The following is an 18,602-nucleotide window of genomic DNA, read 5'->3' as shown; positions in this document are numbered from 1 at the left end:
GAATGGGTTCCTCCCGTGTGGGAGGAGGGTGGCGGGATTTCTCTTCCGGATGGAAGAGAGATCACCAATCATTGCGTGGTCCGTTCAGTGGTTCAGTAGACACCAGACAGGTGTCACCGAACCACCAAGGCTAACATCAGATCCCATCTGTACGGCGGACCGCAGGGGTGGAATCCTCATTTCGTGTCCGACTTGAGCGAAACGGTGGACGGGTATAAACCCGTTGAATCCGTCCCGCCCCGCGGCGGATGCCACGGGGGTCGGAGAGCGAGCGCGGACGGAGTTCAACCGCCCGCAGTCGCGTTGTGTTCTTCGCATTACCGTCTGATGGGAGGGTTGTACTTAACCCCGTTGATCCCGCACAGATTTCGAAAAATTGTGGAAGATATGTGTGATCGTCTAACAACACGCGAGCTATCGACCGGCATCTGAACGTTCGATCAGTTGACGCGAGTCCCGCGAGCGCGTGGGTGATGCGACTCACAAGAGGACGCAAGCCGCGGACAGTCTGGAAACAGTCCGGTGCGAGCGTTGCGGTAGCGACGGGGAAACCGACGGTGGACGTCCCGACTGTGTCAGCGACGACCGAGGCGTAGTTCCGTTCGGCTATCGTTGTTGTACACACGTGCGTGCGAAGCACGACTAGATTTCAGAGCGGTGGCGAGGACCCGACCAGTCCCTCCCCGAGTGCCGCGGGGCGACCGCTGACGGCATTCATTTATAACGGGGCTTTATAAGGAAGGGCGAAGATACTTCGACAGAGTATGAGTGCGCCCGCAGATTCAATCGAGATTCAGAACGTAGTCGCATCGACCGGAATCGGCCAGGAGCTCGACCTCGAGGCCCTCGCGGAGGACCTGCCGGGTGCGGACTTCAACCCCGACAACTTCCCGGGACTGGTCTACCGGACTCAGGAGCCGAAGGCGGCGGCGCTCATCTTCCGGTCCGGAAAGATCGTCTGTACGGGTGCGAAGAGCATCGACGACGTTCACGAGGCGCTGGGGATCATCTTCGACAAACTCCGCGGCCTGAGCATTCCGGTCGACGAGAACCCCGAGATCACCGTCCAGAACATCGTCTCGAGCGCGGATCTGGGTCACAATCTGAACCTGAACGCCCTCGCGATCGGACTCGGCCTCGAGGACGTCGAGTACGAGCCCGAACAGTTCCCCGGACTCGTCTACCGGATGGACGAACCCGAGGTCGTGATTCTGCTGTTCGGGTCGGGGAAGATCGTCATCACCGGCGGCAAGCGGACCGACGACGCGAAGACGGCTGTCGAAGAGATCGTCAAGCGGATCGACGATCTCGGCCTGCTGGGATAACGTCGAGGTCGCGTTCGACAGGATAATACCGACCAACCCGAAGGTGTGAACGGATGAGCGCGCGCGACGACATCGCGTTTCTAGCCGGATCAGAGATACGAGTCGACGTCCTCCGAGCCCTGCAGACGGGTCCCACCCGGCCGAGCGAACTGTCGGATCGATGCGGGTGCGCCCGCGAAACCGCCCAACGGGCCGTCGGAGCGTTCGTCGAACGCGGCTGGGCCGAGAAGGAGTCTACGGAGGAAGGATACTGTCTCACGCGTGCGGGCGAACTCGTGGTAGACAGCTACGAGACGTTCGAGCAGTGTATGGTCGTCTCGAACCGGTACCGGACGCTCCTGCAGAACTTGGGGACGACGACCGGCGAGATCGACTGCGGGACGCTCGCGGAGACGAGGTACACGGAAGCGACCGCGGAGAACCCCCACGCGCCGCTGGATCGATTCCTCTCGGTCGTCGGCGACGCGCCCGTCGAGGAGTTCTACGGCATCACCCCGATCGTGAGCCGGGTGTTCAATCGGGCCGCGGGCCGCGTGATCGGCGACGACACGGAAGTGCAGTTGATCGTCGACAGCGACGTGTTGAGCACGTCCGCCGAGGAGTACCCCGACGCGCTCGAACGGGCCGACGAACTCGGCGGATTCACCCTCTACGTGTCGGAACCGCCGCTCGAGTCCGGGCTGATGATCGTCGACGGCCACGCGTACCTCGGTGCGTACGACGATCAGGGGAACCTCGTCGCGAGCGCGGACAGCACCGACGACGAGTTCGTCTCGTGGGGCGAGCGGACGTTCGCGGAGGTCCGAGACCGCGCCGAGACCTGGTTGTGAGCGGCGAAGGCCCGACCGAGAAACGAGCGGCGTCGACGGGATCGGTTCCGGCGAAGCGGTGACCAGATTCCCGAAACGCGGGGGCGGTGAGTCCGCCGGCCCGCGTCGGAATCGCGGGTCGGTCGTCGCTCGCGTGATCGAGGTCCCGTCGGACGGCGGGGACCGGCAGCGACCACGGAAGTAGCAACAAGAGTTTTAGGGCCGGTGCGCGGTGTACTACGTAGTTCACCGCGTCTTATGGACCTCACAGAACGCATCGAGCGCCGACGGACCCGGCGCAGTAAGAACGAGTTGGTCGTCGATCGCGACTCGCTGAACCCCGGGGTGCATCTCCCCGAACCGGTCGGGCGGGAGACGCTCTTCGAGGCGCTGTTGAACGCGATCGACCCGCTCTTCGACCGGGCCGTCCCGCCGAACACCTACGTCTGGGGGCCACGCGGGTCCGGGAAGTCCGCCATCGTGACCGCACTGATCTCCGCGCTCGACGCGGAGGTGACCGCGAGCGATCCGTTCTACACGGCGACGAGGGGCGGCAGCGACCGGCCGGACGTCCAGTTCGCCTACCTCGACGCGCGGCGCGCGACGAGTCGGTTCCGACTGTACCGGGAGCTACTGGACGGGTTGCTCGTCGAGGCCATCCCAGAGCGCGGGGTGAGCACGAGCGCGCTCGGAGACCGCATCGAGGAGGTCACCGCCGCGAGCGAGACGGTCCTCGTCGCCGTCGATCACCTCGGCGAGCGCGGGACCGTCGACCTCGCGGACCTGTACGCGTTCTTCGAGCCGTTCGACGACCTCGCGTGGATCGGCGTGGGGAGGGACCCCCCGGAAGCGCTCTCCCTGCCGATGCCGGAACAGCGGGTTCACGTGCCCGGATACACCTACGAACTCGTCGACATACTCACCGTCAGGGGATCACGCGGCCTCTCACAGACGCTGGATCACGTCCACGCACAGCGGCTCGCCGACTGGGCCGACGGCGACGCCCACGACGCGCTGGCGGCGCTCTTCGTGGCCGCGATGAACGCCGAGGCCGACGGGGCGACGCGACTCCGCGACGAGGACGTCGAAGTCGGCACGGCGGCCGTCCCGTCCGGCGGCGTGCCGATCGGAACGGTGATGGCGCTATCGGAGAACGAACAGCGCGTGTTGGCACAGCTCATCGACCGCTCGCTCGACGGCGAGACGAGCATCGAGTCGGCGGCGGAGGTCATCGCAGCCCAGACGGAGTTGACGGACGGCACCGTCAAGCGGCTCCTGTACGAACTCGCCCAGCGCGGCGTGTTGGAGAGACAGGAGGTGGCAGTCGGCACGCAGGCGACCGGGCGGCAGCCCAGCGGGGTCGAACCGAACTTTTCGAAACGGCTCTTCGCGGCGCTGCGGAACGAATGACCGAGGAGACGTACATCGGCGCGCTGGACCAGGGCACCAGCGGGACCCGGTTCGTCGTGTTCGACTCGGAGGGAACGCCGCTCTGGGAGGCGTTCACCGGCCACTACCAGCGCTCGACCGGGGGTCACAGAGTCGAGTACGACCCGCTGAAGCTGTGGAGTTGTGCGACCGACGCGATCAGGCGTGCACTCGAGAGCGCCGACCTCGACGCCGAGCAGTTGCGAGCGCTCGGCATCTCGAGTCAGCGCCAGACGGTGTTGCTCTGGGAGGCGGAGTCCGGACGGCCGGTCACCAGCGCTCTCAGTTGGCGGGACCGCCGAACGGCGGACACGATACGAGCGCTCGACGCCGACGAAACCCGGCTCATCAGGGAGCGGACGGGACTGGAGCCCGACCCGTACTTCGCCGCGCCGAACGCGAAGTGGCTCCTAGACCACGGCGGCGAAGCCGACGGCGGAGGGAGAGCGCAAAACGCCCCCCGAGAGCGAGCGGCGGCGGGCGAGGTGCTTCTGGGAACCGTCGACGCGTGGTTGCTCTACAACCTCACCGGCACGCACGCGACCGACGTCACCAACGCCGCCCAGACGATGCTGTTCGACATTCACGAGTGCGAGTGGGACGACGACCTGCTCGACCTGTTCGACGTGCCCCGAGCGGCGCTCCCGACGGTGCGTCCCTCCAGCGACCCCGAGGGGTTCGGGACGACGGACCCCGAGGTGTCATCAACGCCGCCGTGCCGGTGACCGGCGTGATGGGCGATCAGCAGGCGGCGTTGCTCGGGCGGGTCGCCTGCGAGGACGCCGGCGCGAAAGTCACCTACGGAACGGGGAACTTCTTCCTGCAGAACACGGGGACCGAACCGGTCCGCGCGGACGGAGAGCTGTTGACGACGATCTGGTTCCAGCGAGCGGGGAGCGAGCCGCGCTACGGGCTCGAGGGGCCCGTGTTCGCGACGGGGGCCGTCCTGGAGTGGCTCCGGACGATCGGCCTGCTCGAAGACGCCGGCGGACTCAGCCGGCCGGAACCGGGGAGCGTCGCGGGCGACGTGCAGTTCGTGCCGGGGTTCGGCGGGCTCGGCGCTCCCGACTGGGTCCCCGACGCCCGCGGCGGCGTCGTCGGCCTCGACTGCGGTACTGACGGCGGTGACGTGATTCGGGCGGCCGTGGAGGCGATCGGCTTCGGAACGCGCGCAGTCGTCGAGGCCGCCGAGGCCGCGACGGGAGTCGAGCACGGTCGTCTCCTCGTCGACGGCGGCGCGGTGCAGGACGACGAGTTCGCCCAGTGGCAGGCAGACCTCATCGATCGACCGCTGGTCCGCTCGAACGTCCCGCAGACCACCGCGCTCGGGGCGTGTTTCGCCGCGGGGCTCGCGACGGGCGTCTGGGACGAACTGTCCGATCTCGATGCGCACCGCCCGGCCGGCAAGACGTTCACGCCGTCGGCGGAGTCCGAACCCACCGCAACCGCGTACCGTCGGTGGCGCGAGTTCGTCGAGGCGACGGCGCGGCTCTACCGATAGGATCTGCCGACTGTATGAGGTAGTTACCGGGAAAGGCGTCGACCGGGCGGATTTATTGGTGGGAATGTAGGTAGCAGTAATTTATATAGCGGCGTGTTTGTGGACGGCTTCGGAGCACTAGCTCTGCTATCGCTCAGATTCGGACGGAATGCCGTACTGACAACGAATATATACCAAAACGTAGTAGTATATTTCTAAAACACCTGTTTTGACGACGGAAAGAGTCGGTATCGGTCGAAAAGACGTATAAATTTGTTTTGTTCACCAGTACATTTATCACAATTTGTCACGAAGTCGTTTACGGTCGCTCGCTATGGTAGAAATTAACAACTCGGCCACGCGGCGGAAGATACTCGCATCGAGCGGTGCAGTCATCGGTAGTAGCCTCGCCGGCTGTATGGGTGGTGGCGGGGGCGGCGACGGCAGCGGCGATGGAGACTCGGGTGGCGATTCGGGGGGCGGTAGTTGCTCCGGCGACACCTACGAGGTGGGATACGGCGATTCGCAGACGACGGTCTGTTCGGACAACTTCCCCACCGACGAGAAGCTCTACGTGTACGCCGTCCAGTCGGGCTGGATGAACTGGCCCTCTGTGATGGAGGCGTTCAACGAGCAGTACGGTGTCGAACTCAACGACGACGACCGGTCGTCGGGAGAGGCGCTGCAGGACGCCCGATCGCACGCGCAGAACCCGACGCACTCGGCGTTCAACGGCGGGTACACGTTCGCAATCCAGGCGATGAACGACGGTCTGACCCAGGCGTACAAGCCGGCGAACTGGGACAAGGTCCCCGACAACGCGAAGACGGAGAACGGCCACTGTACCGGGACCCGAAAGGTGACGACCGCGCTCACCTACCGGAAGGACATCTTCGAGGAGCGGGGCCTCGACGAACCGCAGACGTGGGAGGACCTCAAACACCCCGACATCATGCAGGACCTCGCCCTGCAGACCCCGCAGGCGGCGGTCGGCCTCGCGGCCGCCCTCTCGATCAACAACGCCTACGGCGGGAGTCTCGACGACGTCCAGCCGGTGATCGACTACTACAACACGATAATGGAGGGCGGCGCGGAGTTCACCGACAACTTCCTCGCGCAGTTCACGAGCGGGGAGTACTCCTCGTTCATCAGGTACGACTACTCGGGGCTGGACCTGAAGTACAACGTCGAGGACCTCGACGAGGAGCAGGTCGGCGTCGCGCTGCTCGAGGGGCCCGACGGGGACGCCGGCGCGTACAACGCGCTGTACGGGTACGCGATGCTCGCGAACGCGCCCAACCCGGAGGCCGTGAAACTGTTCATGGACTACGTGCTGTCGATCGAGGGCCAACAGCACTTCCTCGACGCGTACGCGCGACCGATCCGCGCGCCCGAGATGGACATGCCCGACGAGTTCCCGCCGCAGAGCCGCTACGAGGAGACGCAGTTCACCGTCGATCAGCAGGCGCTCATCGAGAACCAGGAGTCGATCATCGAGGAGATCACGCGTGGGGCCGGGATCTGAGCGATGGGGGCCGACCACGTATCGACGGATACGCGGGCGGCGGAGTCGGTGCAGGCCACCCTGAAGTCGCTGGTGTCGCCCGCGTCCGAACGCCAGCGCGAGATCAGGCGGATCGTCGCCCTCTGCATCCCGTTTTCGATCCTGCTCGTGTTCTCTGGCGTGTTCCCGCTGACGGAGATGTTCCGAATCAGCTTCTCGGAGAGCCGACTGGTGACCGAGGGGTTCACCGTCGAGTACTACCGGACGCTCGTGACGGACCCCTACTACCGGAACATCGCGTTCAACACCCTCTGGTTCGCCGCGGCGACGACGGTGACGTCGATCTGCGTCGCCGTCCCCGTCGCCCACGCGCTGGAGAAGTACGCGCTCCCGGCGAAGTCGGTGATCCTCACCGTCCTCTCGTTCCCCAACAGCCTGCCGGGGATCGTCGCCGCGTTCATGATCATCATCCTGTTCGGCAACACCGGCGTGCTGAGCAACGTCTTCGCCTTCCTGTCGGGGCAGTCCCGTATCGACGTCGCGATCGCGACGAGCGTCGGCGGCCTGTTCTTCGCGTACATCTACTCGATGATCCCGCGGGCGCTGCTGTTGCTGCGTGGGACCTACGCCGAAGTGAACACCGACGCCGAGGAGGCCGCTCGCGCCCTGGGCGCGACGCCGCTGCAGACGTTCCGCTACGTCACCCTGCCGCAGATCAAGCCGGGCGTCATCGGCGCGTTCATCCTCGTGTTCAGGACGGGGCTGGCTATCTTCGGAACGGTCCTCATCCTGAAGGGGCTGCTCGTCTGGACGCTCCAGATCGACCGTGAACTGGCGCAGGGCTTCAACATCGCACAGGCGTCGGCGATGGCGACAGTGTGGTTCTTCTTCGTGTTCGGCTTCACCGTGCTGGCGCTCCGCTACACCTCCGCGGAGGTGAGCATCTGATGAGCGAGCGCTTCCAGCAGGGGAGCCTCTCCGCCCGGTACGGTCGGCCGTTCGTCAAACTCGTGTTGGCGCTGACGCTGTTCTTCCTCGCGTTCCCGGTCGTGATGACGTTCGTCAGTTCGTTCGCGAGCGACTGGTTCGGCGTGTTCCCGACCGGCTTCGTCACCACGGCGAACTGGGAGGACGTCATCGTCGGTACCGGCGTCGGTGCCGACGTCGCGGTCGGATCCTCGCTCGTATACAGCACGGGGCTCGCCCTCGGCGGCGTCGTGATCAACCTCATCGTGGGCGTTCCCATCGCCTACGCCGTCGCCCGGTACGACTTCTGGGGGAGAGACTGGGTCAACGTCTTCGCGATCCTCCCGCTGGCACCGGGGATCATCCTCGGGGTGGCCTTCCTCCGGACGTATCCGGACCTCTCGACGTCGGGGATCGCCCTCATCATCGGCTACTCGCTCCTGAAAGCGCCGTACATGGTGATGGCGGTCCAGTCGAGTTTCCAGTCGATGGACCTCCAGCAGATCGAAGAGAGCGCGCGGTCGCTCGGGGCGTCGTGGCCGCGGACGTTCCTCACGGTGATCGTCCCGAACGCCAAGACGGGCATCATCGCCGGGTCGATCATCTCGTGGACGCTCGCGGCCGCGGAGTTCAACTTCTCGTACATCGTGTACTCCCGGGGGACGCCGCCGCTCGCGATCTTCCTGTTCAACAACATCACCAACGCGTCGTTCCTGAACGCCGCGGCGGCGGTCTCGGTGTTCTTCCTGTTGATCGCGTTGGTCACGATCGCACTGCAGATCATCGGAAACAGAGGAGCCGTTCGGAGAATCTAACCATGGCAGAAATTCAGAGGCGATAAGATATGTCCGAAGTTTCGTTGGAAAACGTCACGAAGCGGTTCGATTCGACAGTCGCCGTCGACGACGTCTCGATCGACATCGACGACGGTGAAGTGATGGGGATCGTCGGCCCCTCGGGGTGCGGCAAGACGACGGCGCTTCGGCTGGTCGCCGGGTTCGAGACGCCCACGGACGGGGCGATTCGCTACGACGGCGAGGACGTCACGCACGTGCCGCCGGAGAACAGGAACGTCGGACTGGTGTTCCAGTCGTACGCGCTGTTCAACAACATGAGCGTGCTGAAGAACGTCACGTTCGGCCCGAAGATGCACGGCGTGAGCAAGCGAGAGCGCCGCGAGCGCGCCGAGGAGTTACTCGAACTCCTCGACATCGAGGAACTGGCCGACAGGGATCCGAAGACGCTGTCCGGCGGTCAACAACAGCGCGTGGGGCTGGCCCGGGCGCTGGCGATCGAACCGCACATCCTCCTGCTCGACGAGCCGATGACGGGGCTGGACGCGAAGCTGAAACAAAACCTCCGGCAGGAGCTCGGGCAGTTGCTCGAAGACCTCGGGATCACGACGCTGTACGTCACGCACGATCAGGAACAGGCGATGTCGATGTGCGACCGGATCGCCGTGATGAACGAGGGGAGACTCGAACAGATCGGAACGCCCGCCGAGATCTACGAGCAACCCGCGAACGAGTTCGTCGCCGGGTTCATCGGCACGGCGAACCTGCTCGAGGGGACGATCCGCGACGGCACGCTCTCGCTCGGCTTCGGAGAGGTGGACGCCCCCGAGACGACGGTCGAGGAGGGCGACGTGACGGTGCTCGTCCGCCCCGACGAGATCCCCGTCGGCGACGGTCCCCTCGACGTCGAGGTGACGAACCTCTTCTACCAGGGCGAGCACGTCCAGGCGACCGCCGAACTCCCGGACGGCCGGGAACTCACGCTCCGGTTGGACCGGTCACGGAAGACCGTCGGCACCGGCGACACGCTCTCGATCGACATCGATCCGTCGTCGGTCCACGTCATCCAGTCGACGGAGTAGCCGCGAACACGTCGGAGGCGCGACTTCCATCGGAGGAAGGGCACGACGGCGCGGTCGGGTCTGGCGGGGGTTCGGTCGCCGTGCGAAATATTTACTAATAGTAGGGGGATTGGGAGTAATTTTAAGACGGAGAGCCGTGAACGTCTTTCGTATGGTCAACGAGACGTTAGAAGACGCGCTCGCGAACGCGGGCAGTCCGACCGAACTGCTCCGGCAGAACCGCGGTCGCCACCCGTATCCGGTCCCCTCCGAACACACCAACTGGATCGAGGAGGTCCGAAGCTGGCGGGAGACCTGCAGCCTCTCGGACCTGTCGCACCACCAGAAGGACCTCTACGTCGAGGGCCCCGAGGCGCTGGACGTCTTCGCCGATTTGGGCGTCAACAACTTCGAGGGGTTCGAGCCGGGACAGGCGAAGCAGTTCGTCGCCTGCAACCCCAACGGGAACCTCATCGGCGACGCCATCCTGTTTTACCTCGAGGAGGACGAACTGAAGCTGACCGGCACGCCGGTCGCCCCGAACTGGGTCGAGTACAACCTCGAACGGGGCGACTACGACGTGCGGACCCACGTCGACGACCGGTACCACGACAAGGACGAGCCGCACGACACGTTCAGGTACCAACTGCAGGGGCCGAACGCATTGGACGTGATGCGGGCCGCGGTCGAGGGTTCGATCCCCGAGATCCCGTTTTTCAACTTCGACGAGGTGACGATCGGCGGCGTCGACGTCCGCGCGCTGAAACACTCGATGGCCTCGAACGTCGGCTTCGAGATCTGGGGGCCCTGGGAGGAACACGAGACCGTCCGCGACGCGCTCGTCGACGCCGGCGAGGCGTTCGGGCTCAGACAGCTCGGCGAGAAGAGCTACAAGGCGCAGGGACAGGAGAAGGGGTGGATCGCGCGACCGTTACCGGCGATCTTCGGCGAGGAGATGGCGGAGTACCGCGAGTGGCTCGACGCCGACAGCTACGAGGCGATCAGCACGCTCGGAGGGAGCTTCGACCCCGACGACGTCTCGGAGTACTACCTCAACCCGATCGAACTCGGCTACGAGCGGTTCGTCGACTTCGAGCACGACTTCGTCGGCAAGGAGGCGCTGCGGGAGATGGCGGCGGAGCCCCAGCGGCGGAAGGTCACGCTCGTCTGGGACGACGCGACGTGCTCGAACTGTTCGCGTCACTGCTCCGCGACGGAGAGACCTACAAGTACTTCGACCTCTCGATGCCGTACTGGGCGGTGTTCCACTACGACGAGGTGCGGAGCGACGGCGAGACCGTCGGTCTCTCGAAGTACTTCGGGTACACGTACAACGAACGGGCGGTGCTCTCGCTGGCGCTCGTCGACCCGGAGTACGCCGAACCCGGGACGGAAGTCACGCTCGTGTGGGGAGAGCCCGACGGCGAGTCGGCGAACCCGAAGGTCGAATCGCACGTGCAGACGGAGATCACAGCGACCGTCGCACCGAACCCCTACGTGGAGGCGAGCCGGTGAACCCGTCTCGACACGACTAGGTAGTTCCCAACGAGAGTGATTTTACAGATGCAAGCCTCAGTGTGCGTAACCGGTTTCTCCCGTCGTTCGGGGTGGAGATGCGATGAGTGACGGCTACGAAGCGGCGATCCTCGACCTCGACGGGACCGTCTATCTGGGCGACGGGCTGATCGACGGGGCAGAGCGGAGCATCGAGACGCTGCGAGAGAGCCTCGGGAGCGTGTTGTTCCTGACGAACAAGGCCATCTCGCGGCGTCGCGATTACAGCGAGAAACTCCGGGGCCTCGGGGTCGACACGAGCGTCGACGACGTGGTGAACTCGGGGTGGGTGACCGCCCAGTACGTGCGGGAACACCACCCCGACGCGCGGGCGTACGTCGTGGGCGAATCGCCGCTGCTGGCGGAGTTCCACGACGCCGGCATCGAAACGACGGACGAGCCGGGAGACCTCTTGGTCGCCTCGATGGACAGGCAGTTCGACTACGAGAAACTCGACACCGCGATGCGGACGCTCGAAAACGGCGCGCCGTTTCTGGCGACGAACCCCGACCGGACCTGCCCGACGGCGGACGGCGAGATCCCGGACGCCGCGGGGATGATCGGCGCGATCGAGGGCGTGACCGGCGAGACCGTCGACGAGGTCCTCGGGAAGCCCTCGCCGACGATGATCGAAACCGCGCTCGACGTCGTCGGCGTCGATCCCGAGGCGTGTCTGATGGTCGGCGATCGGATCGAGACGGACATCCGGATGGGCGAACGCGCCGGGATGACGACGGTCCTCGTGCTGTCGGGCGTGACCGACCGCGAGACGCTCGCCGCCAGCGACGTCGACCCCGATTTCGTCCTCGAATCGATCGCCGGTATCGGTGAGGTTCTCGGCGCAGACGTGCGATCGTCGGCTGAGTAGCGGACGATAGCGAGGCGGACGTGCGGTCTTCGACCGAGTGACGGACGGTCGTGAGGCGGTCCTCGAAGGCGTAATCGTCAGAGGCGCGATTTTCCGAAAAACTGCCGTTCCGCCCGCTCAGGAGACGTCCTCCGAGAGCACCTCTCTGACGACTTTCGGGTCCTCGAGCAGTTGATGTTTCGTGTAGCTCCCTTCGGCGCTGCCGCCGCTGTGTTTCGACTGTTCGATGATGTCCAGAAAGGCGTGCTCTTTGAGGAGGTCGCGAACTCGGCGGAGCGAGAGCGTGTCCGAGCCCTGCCCGTTGCAGATGTTCTCGTAGACCTCGTAGACGCGACTCGTCCGGAAGCCGTCCTGCCGGTCGTTCGAGAGCGAGAGGATCGCGAGCGCCTGGAGCACGTACCGCGAGTGCGGCGTCGACCCGCGGATGAGTTCGCGGAAGCGATCGGTTTCGGCGCGCTCTCGGGCCTGTGTGACGAACTCCTCGCGGACGGTCTGTGCGCCGGTCGACTGGGCGATCTCGCCCGCGTAGCGGAGGATGTCGATCGCCTTTCTGGCGTCGCCGTGCTCCCGCGCGGCGAGCGCCGCCGCGCGCGGGATCGTCGACGCGTCGAGGACGCCGTCGCGAAAGGCGTCCGAACGCGCCTCCATAATGTCTCTGAGTTGGTTGGCGTCGTACGGCGGGAAGACGAACTCGCGCTCGCAGAGGCTGGATTTCACCCGCTCGTCCATCCGGTCTTTGTACTGGATCTTGTTGCTGATCCCGATGACGCCGAGTTTGCACTGGTCGATCTTCCCGGCCTCGCCGGCCCGGGAGAGCTGCATCAGGATGTCGTCGTCGGAGAGCTTGTCGATCTCGTCCAGCAGGATGAGGACGACGTCGTACTGCGCGTCGAGGATCCGCCACAGCCGCTTGTAGTACGTCGACGTGCTGAGCCCCTTGTCGGGGACCTTGATCCCGGTGACGTCGGGTTCGTTGACGCCGTCGGCGATAGTCTGGACGGCCTGCGTCTCGGTGGTGTCCTGCGCGCAGTCGACGTACGCGAAGGTCGCGTTGACGTCCTCTTCGCGCGCGGTGTCGACGAGGCGCTGGGAGACGTACTTCGCACAGAGGGACTTCCCGGTCCCGGTCTTGCCGTAGATGAGAACGTTGCTCGGACTCTGTCCGAAGATGGCGGGGTTGACCGCGGCGGCGAGATCCGAGATTTCGTCGTCGCGACCGACGATGCGTCCCTCCCCGGGGAGGTGGTTGATCTCCAGTAGCTCCTTGTTGGAGAAGATGGGATCCTCCCGGGTGAAGAGGTCGTCGCTGGTGTCCGGCATACTACAGGACACCGGGTTTCCGGTGAAATACGTTGTTATTCGGTCGCGGGTCGTCGGGGTCTCACGGGACCTGCGAGGGAAGTGGCGTCGACGAGTGAGGGCGGTTGCGGCGAGAGCGGACACACACCGGGTTTCCGGTGAAACGGGAAATGGTGGGGTTGGGGTCGTGATGAAACGGAGGTTCTCTGGAGGTGTTATTCACCGGAAACGTGGTGTGGGACCGGTGTCCGATTCTCGTTGACGCCATCCGGACAGAGATAGAACCACCGTGGGATGAAGTAGCGCGTGGGCTGTAGATCCTATCCGTACCACAGCCACCTCGATCCGGATCCCGAACTGCCAATGCCGTGGCCACTGGTCCCAAGGAGAGTATCGCAACATCACCCGCGTTTTCCCGTCGCCGTACCGCCATTTCGCCTGCAGCGTCATCGACACTCACGACCACTTACTCTACTACGACTGACCTAATGGACGGTAACGAAGAGACCCTATAAATTTGTTTCTTTCTAAAGGTCAGAATACTCTCGGATTCCGGAGTGATACCGGCTCATTTCACCGGAAATCCGGTGTGTCCGTGCGAGTGACTCCCCCTTCCCGAGTGACGCCGTGACGTATCCACCTCCTGATCACATAGTCACGTCAACAGACGCGGGTGGGCTCCCTGTTTCACCGGAAATCCGGTGTGTGCCTCCGAGTTCTCTCAGCTCAACCCGGCCGATCGATCTACCCCTCCGGTTTCAGCACACCACACGTTTCACCGGAAACCCGGTGTGTTCGCGCGAAGGGATCCGTCCGACCGATCGAGGCCTCAGTACCCCAACCGACGACTCACCTCCGCACGGATCGTCGCTCGATACCGGATCGTGATCAGATGTAGTCGCAAGCCGTTTCCCGATCGGGGCCGTTTGACGGACGATGACTGACGAAGAGGGGGTTCCGGGGTCGCCGTCTACGGAACGCCCCGCGGGCAGGGGTGGCTCGGATGGAGCCTCAGACGCGAACACGGACGAGACGCCGCACGACGCGATCGACGTCGAGCGCTTTCGGGACGTTCTCGAAGCGCAGAACAGGCCGGTGGTGACGGCCTCGGAGGTCGCCCGGCGACTCGACCTCACGCAGGCCGACGCCGCGGCAGACCTCGACGCGCTCTCAGATCAGGGGACCGTAGAGCGCGTGAACGTCGAGAACGACCCGGTCGTCTACTTCCCGACCGAGTGGCGCGAGATCGCCGACCGCGAGCGGATCGTCGTCTTCCCCGACCGCCGCGAGATCGTCGTCGACCGGCCCACGCAGTACACCCGCGCGCAGCTCTCGCAGTTCGCCCACCTCGTCGACTCGACGGGACGGCGAGAGCGCACTACTGCGGACCGGGAGACGAACACCCGCGGGTACATCTACGAGATCAGGCAGGAGGACGTGTGGCAGGCCCCCTACGACGACGTCGACGACCTGCTGGCGCTGATGCGTTCGGTCCTCCCGCGCCGAACGCCCGAACTGGAGGAGTGGGTCGAATCGCAGTGGAAGCGCGCGAACCGCTTCCGGCTGTTCACTCACGAGGACGGTTACGTCGTCCTCGAGAGCGTCTCCGAGAGCCTGATGGGTAACGTGGCCCGACAGAAACTCGACGACGAGCAGTTGGTCGCGCCGATTTCCGACACCCGAAGTTGGGTCCGCGACGGGAAAGAGGCGGAGATCAAGCGAATCCTCTACGAGGCGGGTTACCCGGTCGTCGACGACCGCGACCTCGACGCGGGCGACCCGCTCGACGCCGACCTGAACGTCGATCTACGGGACTACCAGCGCGACTGGGTCGAGCGGTTCCTCGAACAGCGCTCGGGCGTCCTCGTCGGTCCCTCCGGCGCGGGAAAGACCGTGACGGCGATCGGCGTGCTCGCGGCCGTCGGCGGCGAGACGCTCGTGCTCGTCCCCTCCCGTGAACTCGCCACCCAGTGGCGCGATGAACTCCTCCGACACACCACTCTCTCGCCGGAGCAGATCGGCGAGTACCACGGGGGAACGAAGGAAGTCCGCCCGGTGACCATCGCGACGTACCAGACTGCCGGGATGGACCGACACAGATCCCTATTCGACTCGCGAGCGTGGGGGCTCATCGTCTACGACGAGGTCCACCACATCCCCTCGCGGATCTACCGCCGCAGCGCCGACCTCCAGACGAAGCACCGACTCGGTCTCTCGGCGACGCCGGTGCGCGAAGACGACAGGGAAAAGGAGATCTTCACGCTCATCGGCCCGCCGATCGGGACCGACTGGTCGAAGCTGTTCGACGCTGGGTACGTCCAAGAGCCCGAGGTGCAGATTCGGTATCTCCCCTGGGCCGACGAGTTCGTCCGAAACGAGTGGGCGAGCGCGGACGGCCCCGACAAACACCGGCTCGCCGCCGAGAACCCAGAGAAGATCGAGGAGACACAGCGACTCCTCGACGCTCACTCCGACCGGAAGGCCCTCGTCTTCGCCGACTGGCTGGATCAGGGCGAGGCGCTCGCCGACGCGCTCGAGGTCCCGTTCGTCAGCGGCGAGATGCCACATCACCGCCGCGAGCGCGTGTTCGAGTCGTTCCGCGAGGGAGACCTCGACACGCTCGTGATCTCCCGGGTCGGCGACGAGGGGATCGACCTCCCGAGCGCCGAGGTTGCGATCGTCGCCTCAGGGCTCGGGGGCTCCCGTCGGCAGGGCGCACAGCGCGCCGGGCGGACGATGCGGCCCGCGGGTGGGTCGCGCGTCTACGTCCTCGCGACGCACGGCACCTCCGAGGAGGACTTCGCGCAGCGACAGATGCGGCACCTCGCCGCGAAAGGCGTTCGCGTGACGGAGGCGGACCGCGCCACCCCCGAGGACGGGACCCACAACTCCGAGAACGAACACGAGCCCTCCGAGGAGTGAGTGTACGGTGACCGACCGCTTCCGAGCCGACGGCGACTCCCGAATTACCGACGGCGACTCCCGGACTACCGACGACTCAGAAACAGTCGGCGACTCACGAAACCCGGACGCCCCGGACCGCTGTGCCCGCCTCGTCGACGCCGAGAGACTCCGAGAGTATCGAACGACGCTGACCGCCGCCGTCGACGACCCCGAGGTCGAACCCGAGTTCGAGGCCTGGCGGGAGTACGTCCGCGAGCGGCACGGGGACGTCTTCGAACGGTTGGCCGCGGACGCGGCGGAGAACTGTTCGTCGAAACGCTGACGTTCGACTTTCTCCTCTCGCGACTGCTCGACGCATTGGGAGCAGCCTTCGGCTGCGATGTCGGACGGCCGCTCGCCGCCGACGCCGCCGTGCCCTTCGAGTCGGACTTCGAGTCCGTCCACGCGCACGTCCGGAGTCGGATGCGGAACTCGGGGTCGACAATGGGATCGACATCCGGATCGACGCCGGAATCGATACCAGAATCAACATCCGAATCGACGCGAGACGACACGTTCGAGTCGCTCGCGGCCGATTTCGTCGAGTCGGCGTCGCCGTACGACGTCGCGCGACTGCATCGCAAGTGCGTGTCGCCTGCGGCCCGTCGGGTCTTCGGCCGCTACGACACGCCGGGAGGGGTCGCAGAACTCGCCGTCGATACGCTGTTCGAGGACGGAAAAGAGCCCGAACTAACATCCGAGACCGCGGGACCGACCGATTCCACGACCCCGATCGTCCTCGACCCGGGATGCGGAGCCGGAGCGTTCCTCGCCGCCGCTGCGGCCCGACTAGCGAGCACCGGCGGACCCGAACCCCCCGCGGATCGACTCGCCTCCGTCCTCGACTCCGTTCGCGGGTTCGACAGCTCGCCGTCTGCCGTCCGCGCGTCACGTCTCGCGGCCCTCCTCGCCGTGCGGCCGCTACTGGACGCCGCAGAGGGCCACGCGGCCGTATGCGGTGACAGAGAAATCACCGCACCCAACATCGTCCTCGGCGACGCCGCGCTCGCGACGCCGGAGACGGCACCACTGAACGGGGAGCGCGCCGACTACCTTCTGATGAACCCTCCGTGGATCACGTGGGATACCCTGTCGGAGCGAGTCAAAGAGCGATGGCGGGTCGAATCCGATAGCGAACGGACGCCCGACGCCGCCGCGCTGTTCGACCACAGCGGTCTCGACGCCCGACTGGGGTTCGCGAACGACGACCTCTCGGTCCCCTACGCGATTCGCTGTCTCCACCGCTTGCTTCGAGACGGCGGCCGGGCATCGCTGGTACTGAAACGAGATCTATTGACCGGGCCGGCGGGAAAACGCCTCAGGAACCCGGAAATCGGCGACCGAACGGTCACCTACGACCGCGTCCACGACTTCGGTCCGCTCGCGCCGTTTCCGGAGGTCGACGCCGAAACCGCCCTCTTCGGCTGTCGAATCACCCCGGACGAGGGGAGATCCGACGAAGGGACCGCAGCCTCGCCGTCTCCATCGTCTTCTTCGTCCTCGTCATCTTCATCGTCCTCGTCACCTCCACCCTCTCCGTTCCCCGATGCCGACGGAGTCCCGACGACGCGGTGGCGACGCGAGGAACCCACGGATACGGAGGCTGAGGATTCCGATGGCTCCGCGGAATCGAACCCGCCGCTGGAGCCGTTCTCGTCGCTGGCGGCGATGCGCGATTCGCTCGCCACCACGGACACGCGTCTCGTCGCCACAGATCCGGAAACGCCGTCGTCGCCGTGGATCCGAGCGGACGCCGAGCGGCGGGCGCTCGGTTCCTGTACTTACCGGATCCGCCACGGCGTGAAGGACGACGCCAAGGCCGTCTACGCGCTCGACCGCGAGACGATCGAACGACGGGGTCTCGAACCCGACCACGTCTACCCGTACCTGAAATCGAAACACATCGTGAAGTACGGGCTCTTCGGCCACGACCTACAACTCGTTCCGCAGCGGGGGATGAACGACGACAACGAAGACGAACTCAGACGGAACGCGCCAGCGACGTATGCCTACCTCCGGGATCACCGCGACAGGCTGCTCGAACGCGGTTCCTCGTGGTTCGACGACGGGCCCTTCTACTCGCTGTTCGGCCTCGGGCCGTACACGTGGGCCGACTACAAGGTCGTCTGGTGTCGGCTCGGGTTCAAACCGCACTTCGCGGTCGTCTCGACCGTCGCGGACCCGCTCCTCGGTGAGAAACAGGTCGTTCCGGGCGACCACTGTATGTTCGTCGGCACCGACGACGAGCGGGAGGCGCACTACCTCTGTGCGCTGCTCAACTCCGCGCCGTATCAGCGGTGTCTCCGCGACATCTCCTCCGGCGGGAAATCGAGCCTCTCGAAGTCGACCGTCGAGCGACTGGCGCTACCGGACTGGAGGGAAACGGAACCGCAGCGACGAGTCGCGTCGCTCTCGAAGCGCGCCCACGAGATCGTCCCCGAGCACGTCGACTGCTCGAAACGGGCCTACAATCGAAAGACGATACCCGAACTGGCCGCGGTCCAGAGCCGGATCGACCGCGAGGTCGAATCGCTGCTCGTCGATCTAGCGGAGACGTCGTAAGGGGTCCCG

16 protein-coding genes are annotated in these 18,602 nt (G+C 65.4%); 15 read left to right on the top strand and 1 reads right to left on the bottom strand.

Annotated features, from left to right (window positions below; all coding sequences use genetic code 11):
* The 12 genes from ACP99_RS21110 to ACP99_RS17375 form a co-directional block, all read left to right on the top strand.
* Positions 1–196 (top strand): hypothetical protein (locus tag ACP99_RS21110; protein ID WP_231554334.1); only part of this gene is annotated, 196 nt, incomplete at its 5' end.
* 568 nt (positions 197–764) lie between these two features.
* The gene (locus ACP99_RS17425; protein ID WP_049987808.1) at positions 765–1,325 is read left to right on the top strand and encodes a TATA-box-binding protein; all 561 of its coding nucleotides are present in this window, start codon (positions 765–767) and stop codon (positions 1,323–1,325) included.
* A 53-nt stretch (positions 1,326–1,378) separates the two neighbouring features.
* Entirely contained in the window at positions 1,379–2,155 is a 777-nt protein-coding gene (locus tag ACP99_RS17420) for a helix-turn-helix transcriptional regulator (RefSeq protein WP_049987807.1), read from the top strand.
* A 237-nt stretch (positions 2,156–2,392) separates the two neighbouring features.
* Positions 2,393–3,544: a Cdc6/Cdc18 family protein gene (locus ACP99_RS17415; protein ID WP_049987806.1), complete on the top strand. Its 1,152-nt coding sequence runs from the start codon at positions 2,393–2,395 to the stop codon at positions 3,542–3,544.
* Entirely contained in the window at positions 3,541–4,287 is a 747-nt protein-coding gene (locus ACP99_RS17410) for an FGGY family carbohydrate kinase (protein WP_049987805.1), read from the top strand. The genes ACP99_RS17415 and ACP99_RS17410 overlap by 4 nt, the downstream gene beginning before the upstream one ends.
* An 8-nt stretch (positions 4,288–4,295) precedes the next feature.
* A complete protein-coding gene (locus tag ACP99_RS17405; RefSeq protein ID WP_156105794.1) occupies positions 4,296–5,063 on the top strand; it encodes an FGGY-family carbohydrate kinase in 768 nt (255 codons plus the stop codon).
* A 397-nt stretch (positions 5,064–5,460) separates the two neighbouring features.
* On the top strand, positions 5,461–6,567 hold the full coding sequence (locus tag ACP99_RS17400) for an extracellular solute-binding protein (protein WP_197052505.1): 1,107 nt from the start codon (positions 5,461–5,463) through the stop codon (positions 6,565–6,567).
* Between the two features lie 3 nt (positions 6,568–6,570).
* The gene (locus ACP99_RS17395; RefSeq protein ID WP_081927566.1) at positions 6,571–7,494 is read left to right on the top strand and encodes an ABC transporter permease; all 924 of its coding nucleotides are present in this window, start codon (positions 6,571–6,573) and stop codon (positions 7,492–7,494) included.
* The gene (locus ACP99_RS17390) at positions 7,494–8,327 is read left to right on the top strand and encodes an ABC transporter permease (protein WP_049987802.1); all 834 of its coding nucleotides are present in this window, start codon (positions 7,494–7,496) and stop codon (positions 8,325–8,327) included. The genes ACP99_RS17395 and ACP99_RS17390 overlap by 1 nt, the downstream gene beginning before the upstream one ends.
* Before the next feature lie 29 nt (positions 8,328–8,356).
* A complete protein-coding gene (locus ACP99_RS17385) occupies positions 8,357–9,388 on the top strand; it encodes an ABC transporter ATP-binding protein (RefSeq protein ID WP_049987801.1) in 1,032 nt (343 codons plus the stop codon).
* A gap of 151 nt (positions 9,389–9,539) precedes the next feature.
* A complete protein-coding gene (locus tag ACP99_RS17380) occupies positions 9,540–10,922 on the top strand; it encodes an aminomethyltransferase family protein (protein WP_197052504.1) in 1,383 nt (460 codons plus the stop codon).
* Positions 10,923–10,985: 63 nt separating this feature from the next.
* Positions 10,986–11,789, top strand: a complete 804-nt coding sequence (locus tag ACP99_RS17375; protein WP_049987800.1) for an HAD-IIA family hydrolase — start codon at positions 10,986–10,988, stop codon at positions 11,787–11,789.
* 117 nt (positions 11,790–11,906) lie between these two features.
* On the opposite strand, the gene ACP99_RS17370 is transcribed toward ACP99_RS17375, so the two are convergent.
* On the bottom strand, positions 11,907–13,109 hold the full coding sequence (locus ACP99_RS17370) for a Cdc6/Cdc18 family protein (RefSeq protein ID WP_049987799.1): 1,203 nt from the start codon (positions 13,107–13,109) through the stop codon (positions 11,907–11,909).
* A gap of 915 nt (positions 13,110–14,024) precedes the next feature.
* On the opposite strand from ACP99_RS17370, the gene ACP99_RS17365 reads away from it, so the two are divergent.
* The 3 genes from ACP99_RS17365 to ACP99_RS17355 are packed head-to-tail and all read left to right on the top strand — an operon-like array spanning position 14,025 to position 18,593.
* Positions 14,025–16,010: a DEAD/DEAH box helicase gene (locus ACP99_RS17365; RefSeq protein ID WP_049987798.1), complete on the top strand. Its 1,986-nt coding sequence runs from the start codon at positions 14,025–14,027 to the stop codon at positions 16,008–16,010.
* 7 nt (positions 16,011–16,017) lie between these two features.
* Positions 16,018–16,314, top strand: coding sequence for a hypothetical protein (locus ACP99_RS17360; RefSeq protein WP_049987797.1), 297 nt, complete (start codon positions 16,018–16,020; stop codon positions 16,312–16,314).
* Positions 16,315–16,349: 35 nt separating this feature from the next.
* Positions 16,350–18,593 carry a hypothetical protein gene (locus ACP99_RS17355; protein ID WP_049987796.1) on the top strand — a complete coding sequence of 748 codons (2,244 nt, stop codon included), beginning with the start codon at positions 16,350–16,352 and terminating at the stop codon, positions 18,591–18,593.
* The last annotated feature ends 9 nt before the right edge of the window (positions 18,594–18,602 follow it).

This window comes from Halobellus rufus, assembly GCF_000739575.1.
GTDB classification, from domain to species: domain Archaea; phylum Halobacteriota; class Halobacteria; order Halobacteriales; family Haloferacaceae; genus Haloquadratum; species Haloquadratum rufum.
The sequence above is the reverse complement of the archived record's forward strand: the minus strand, read 5'-3'. Positions and strand labels throughout refer to the sequence as shown.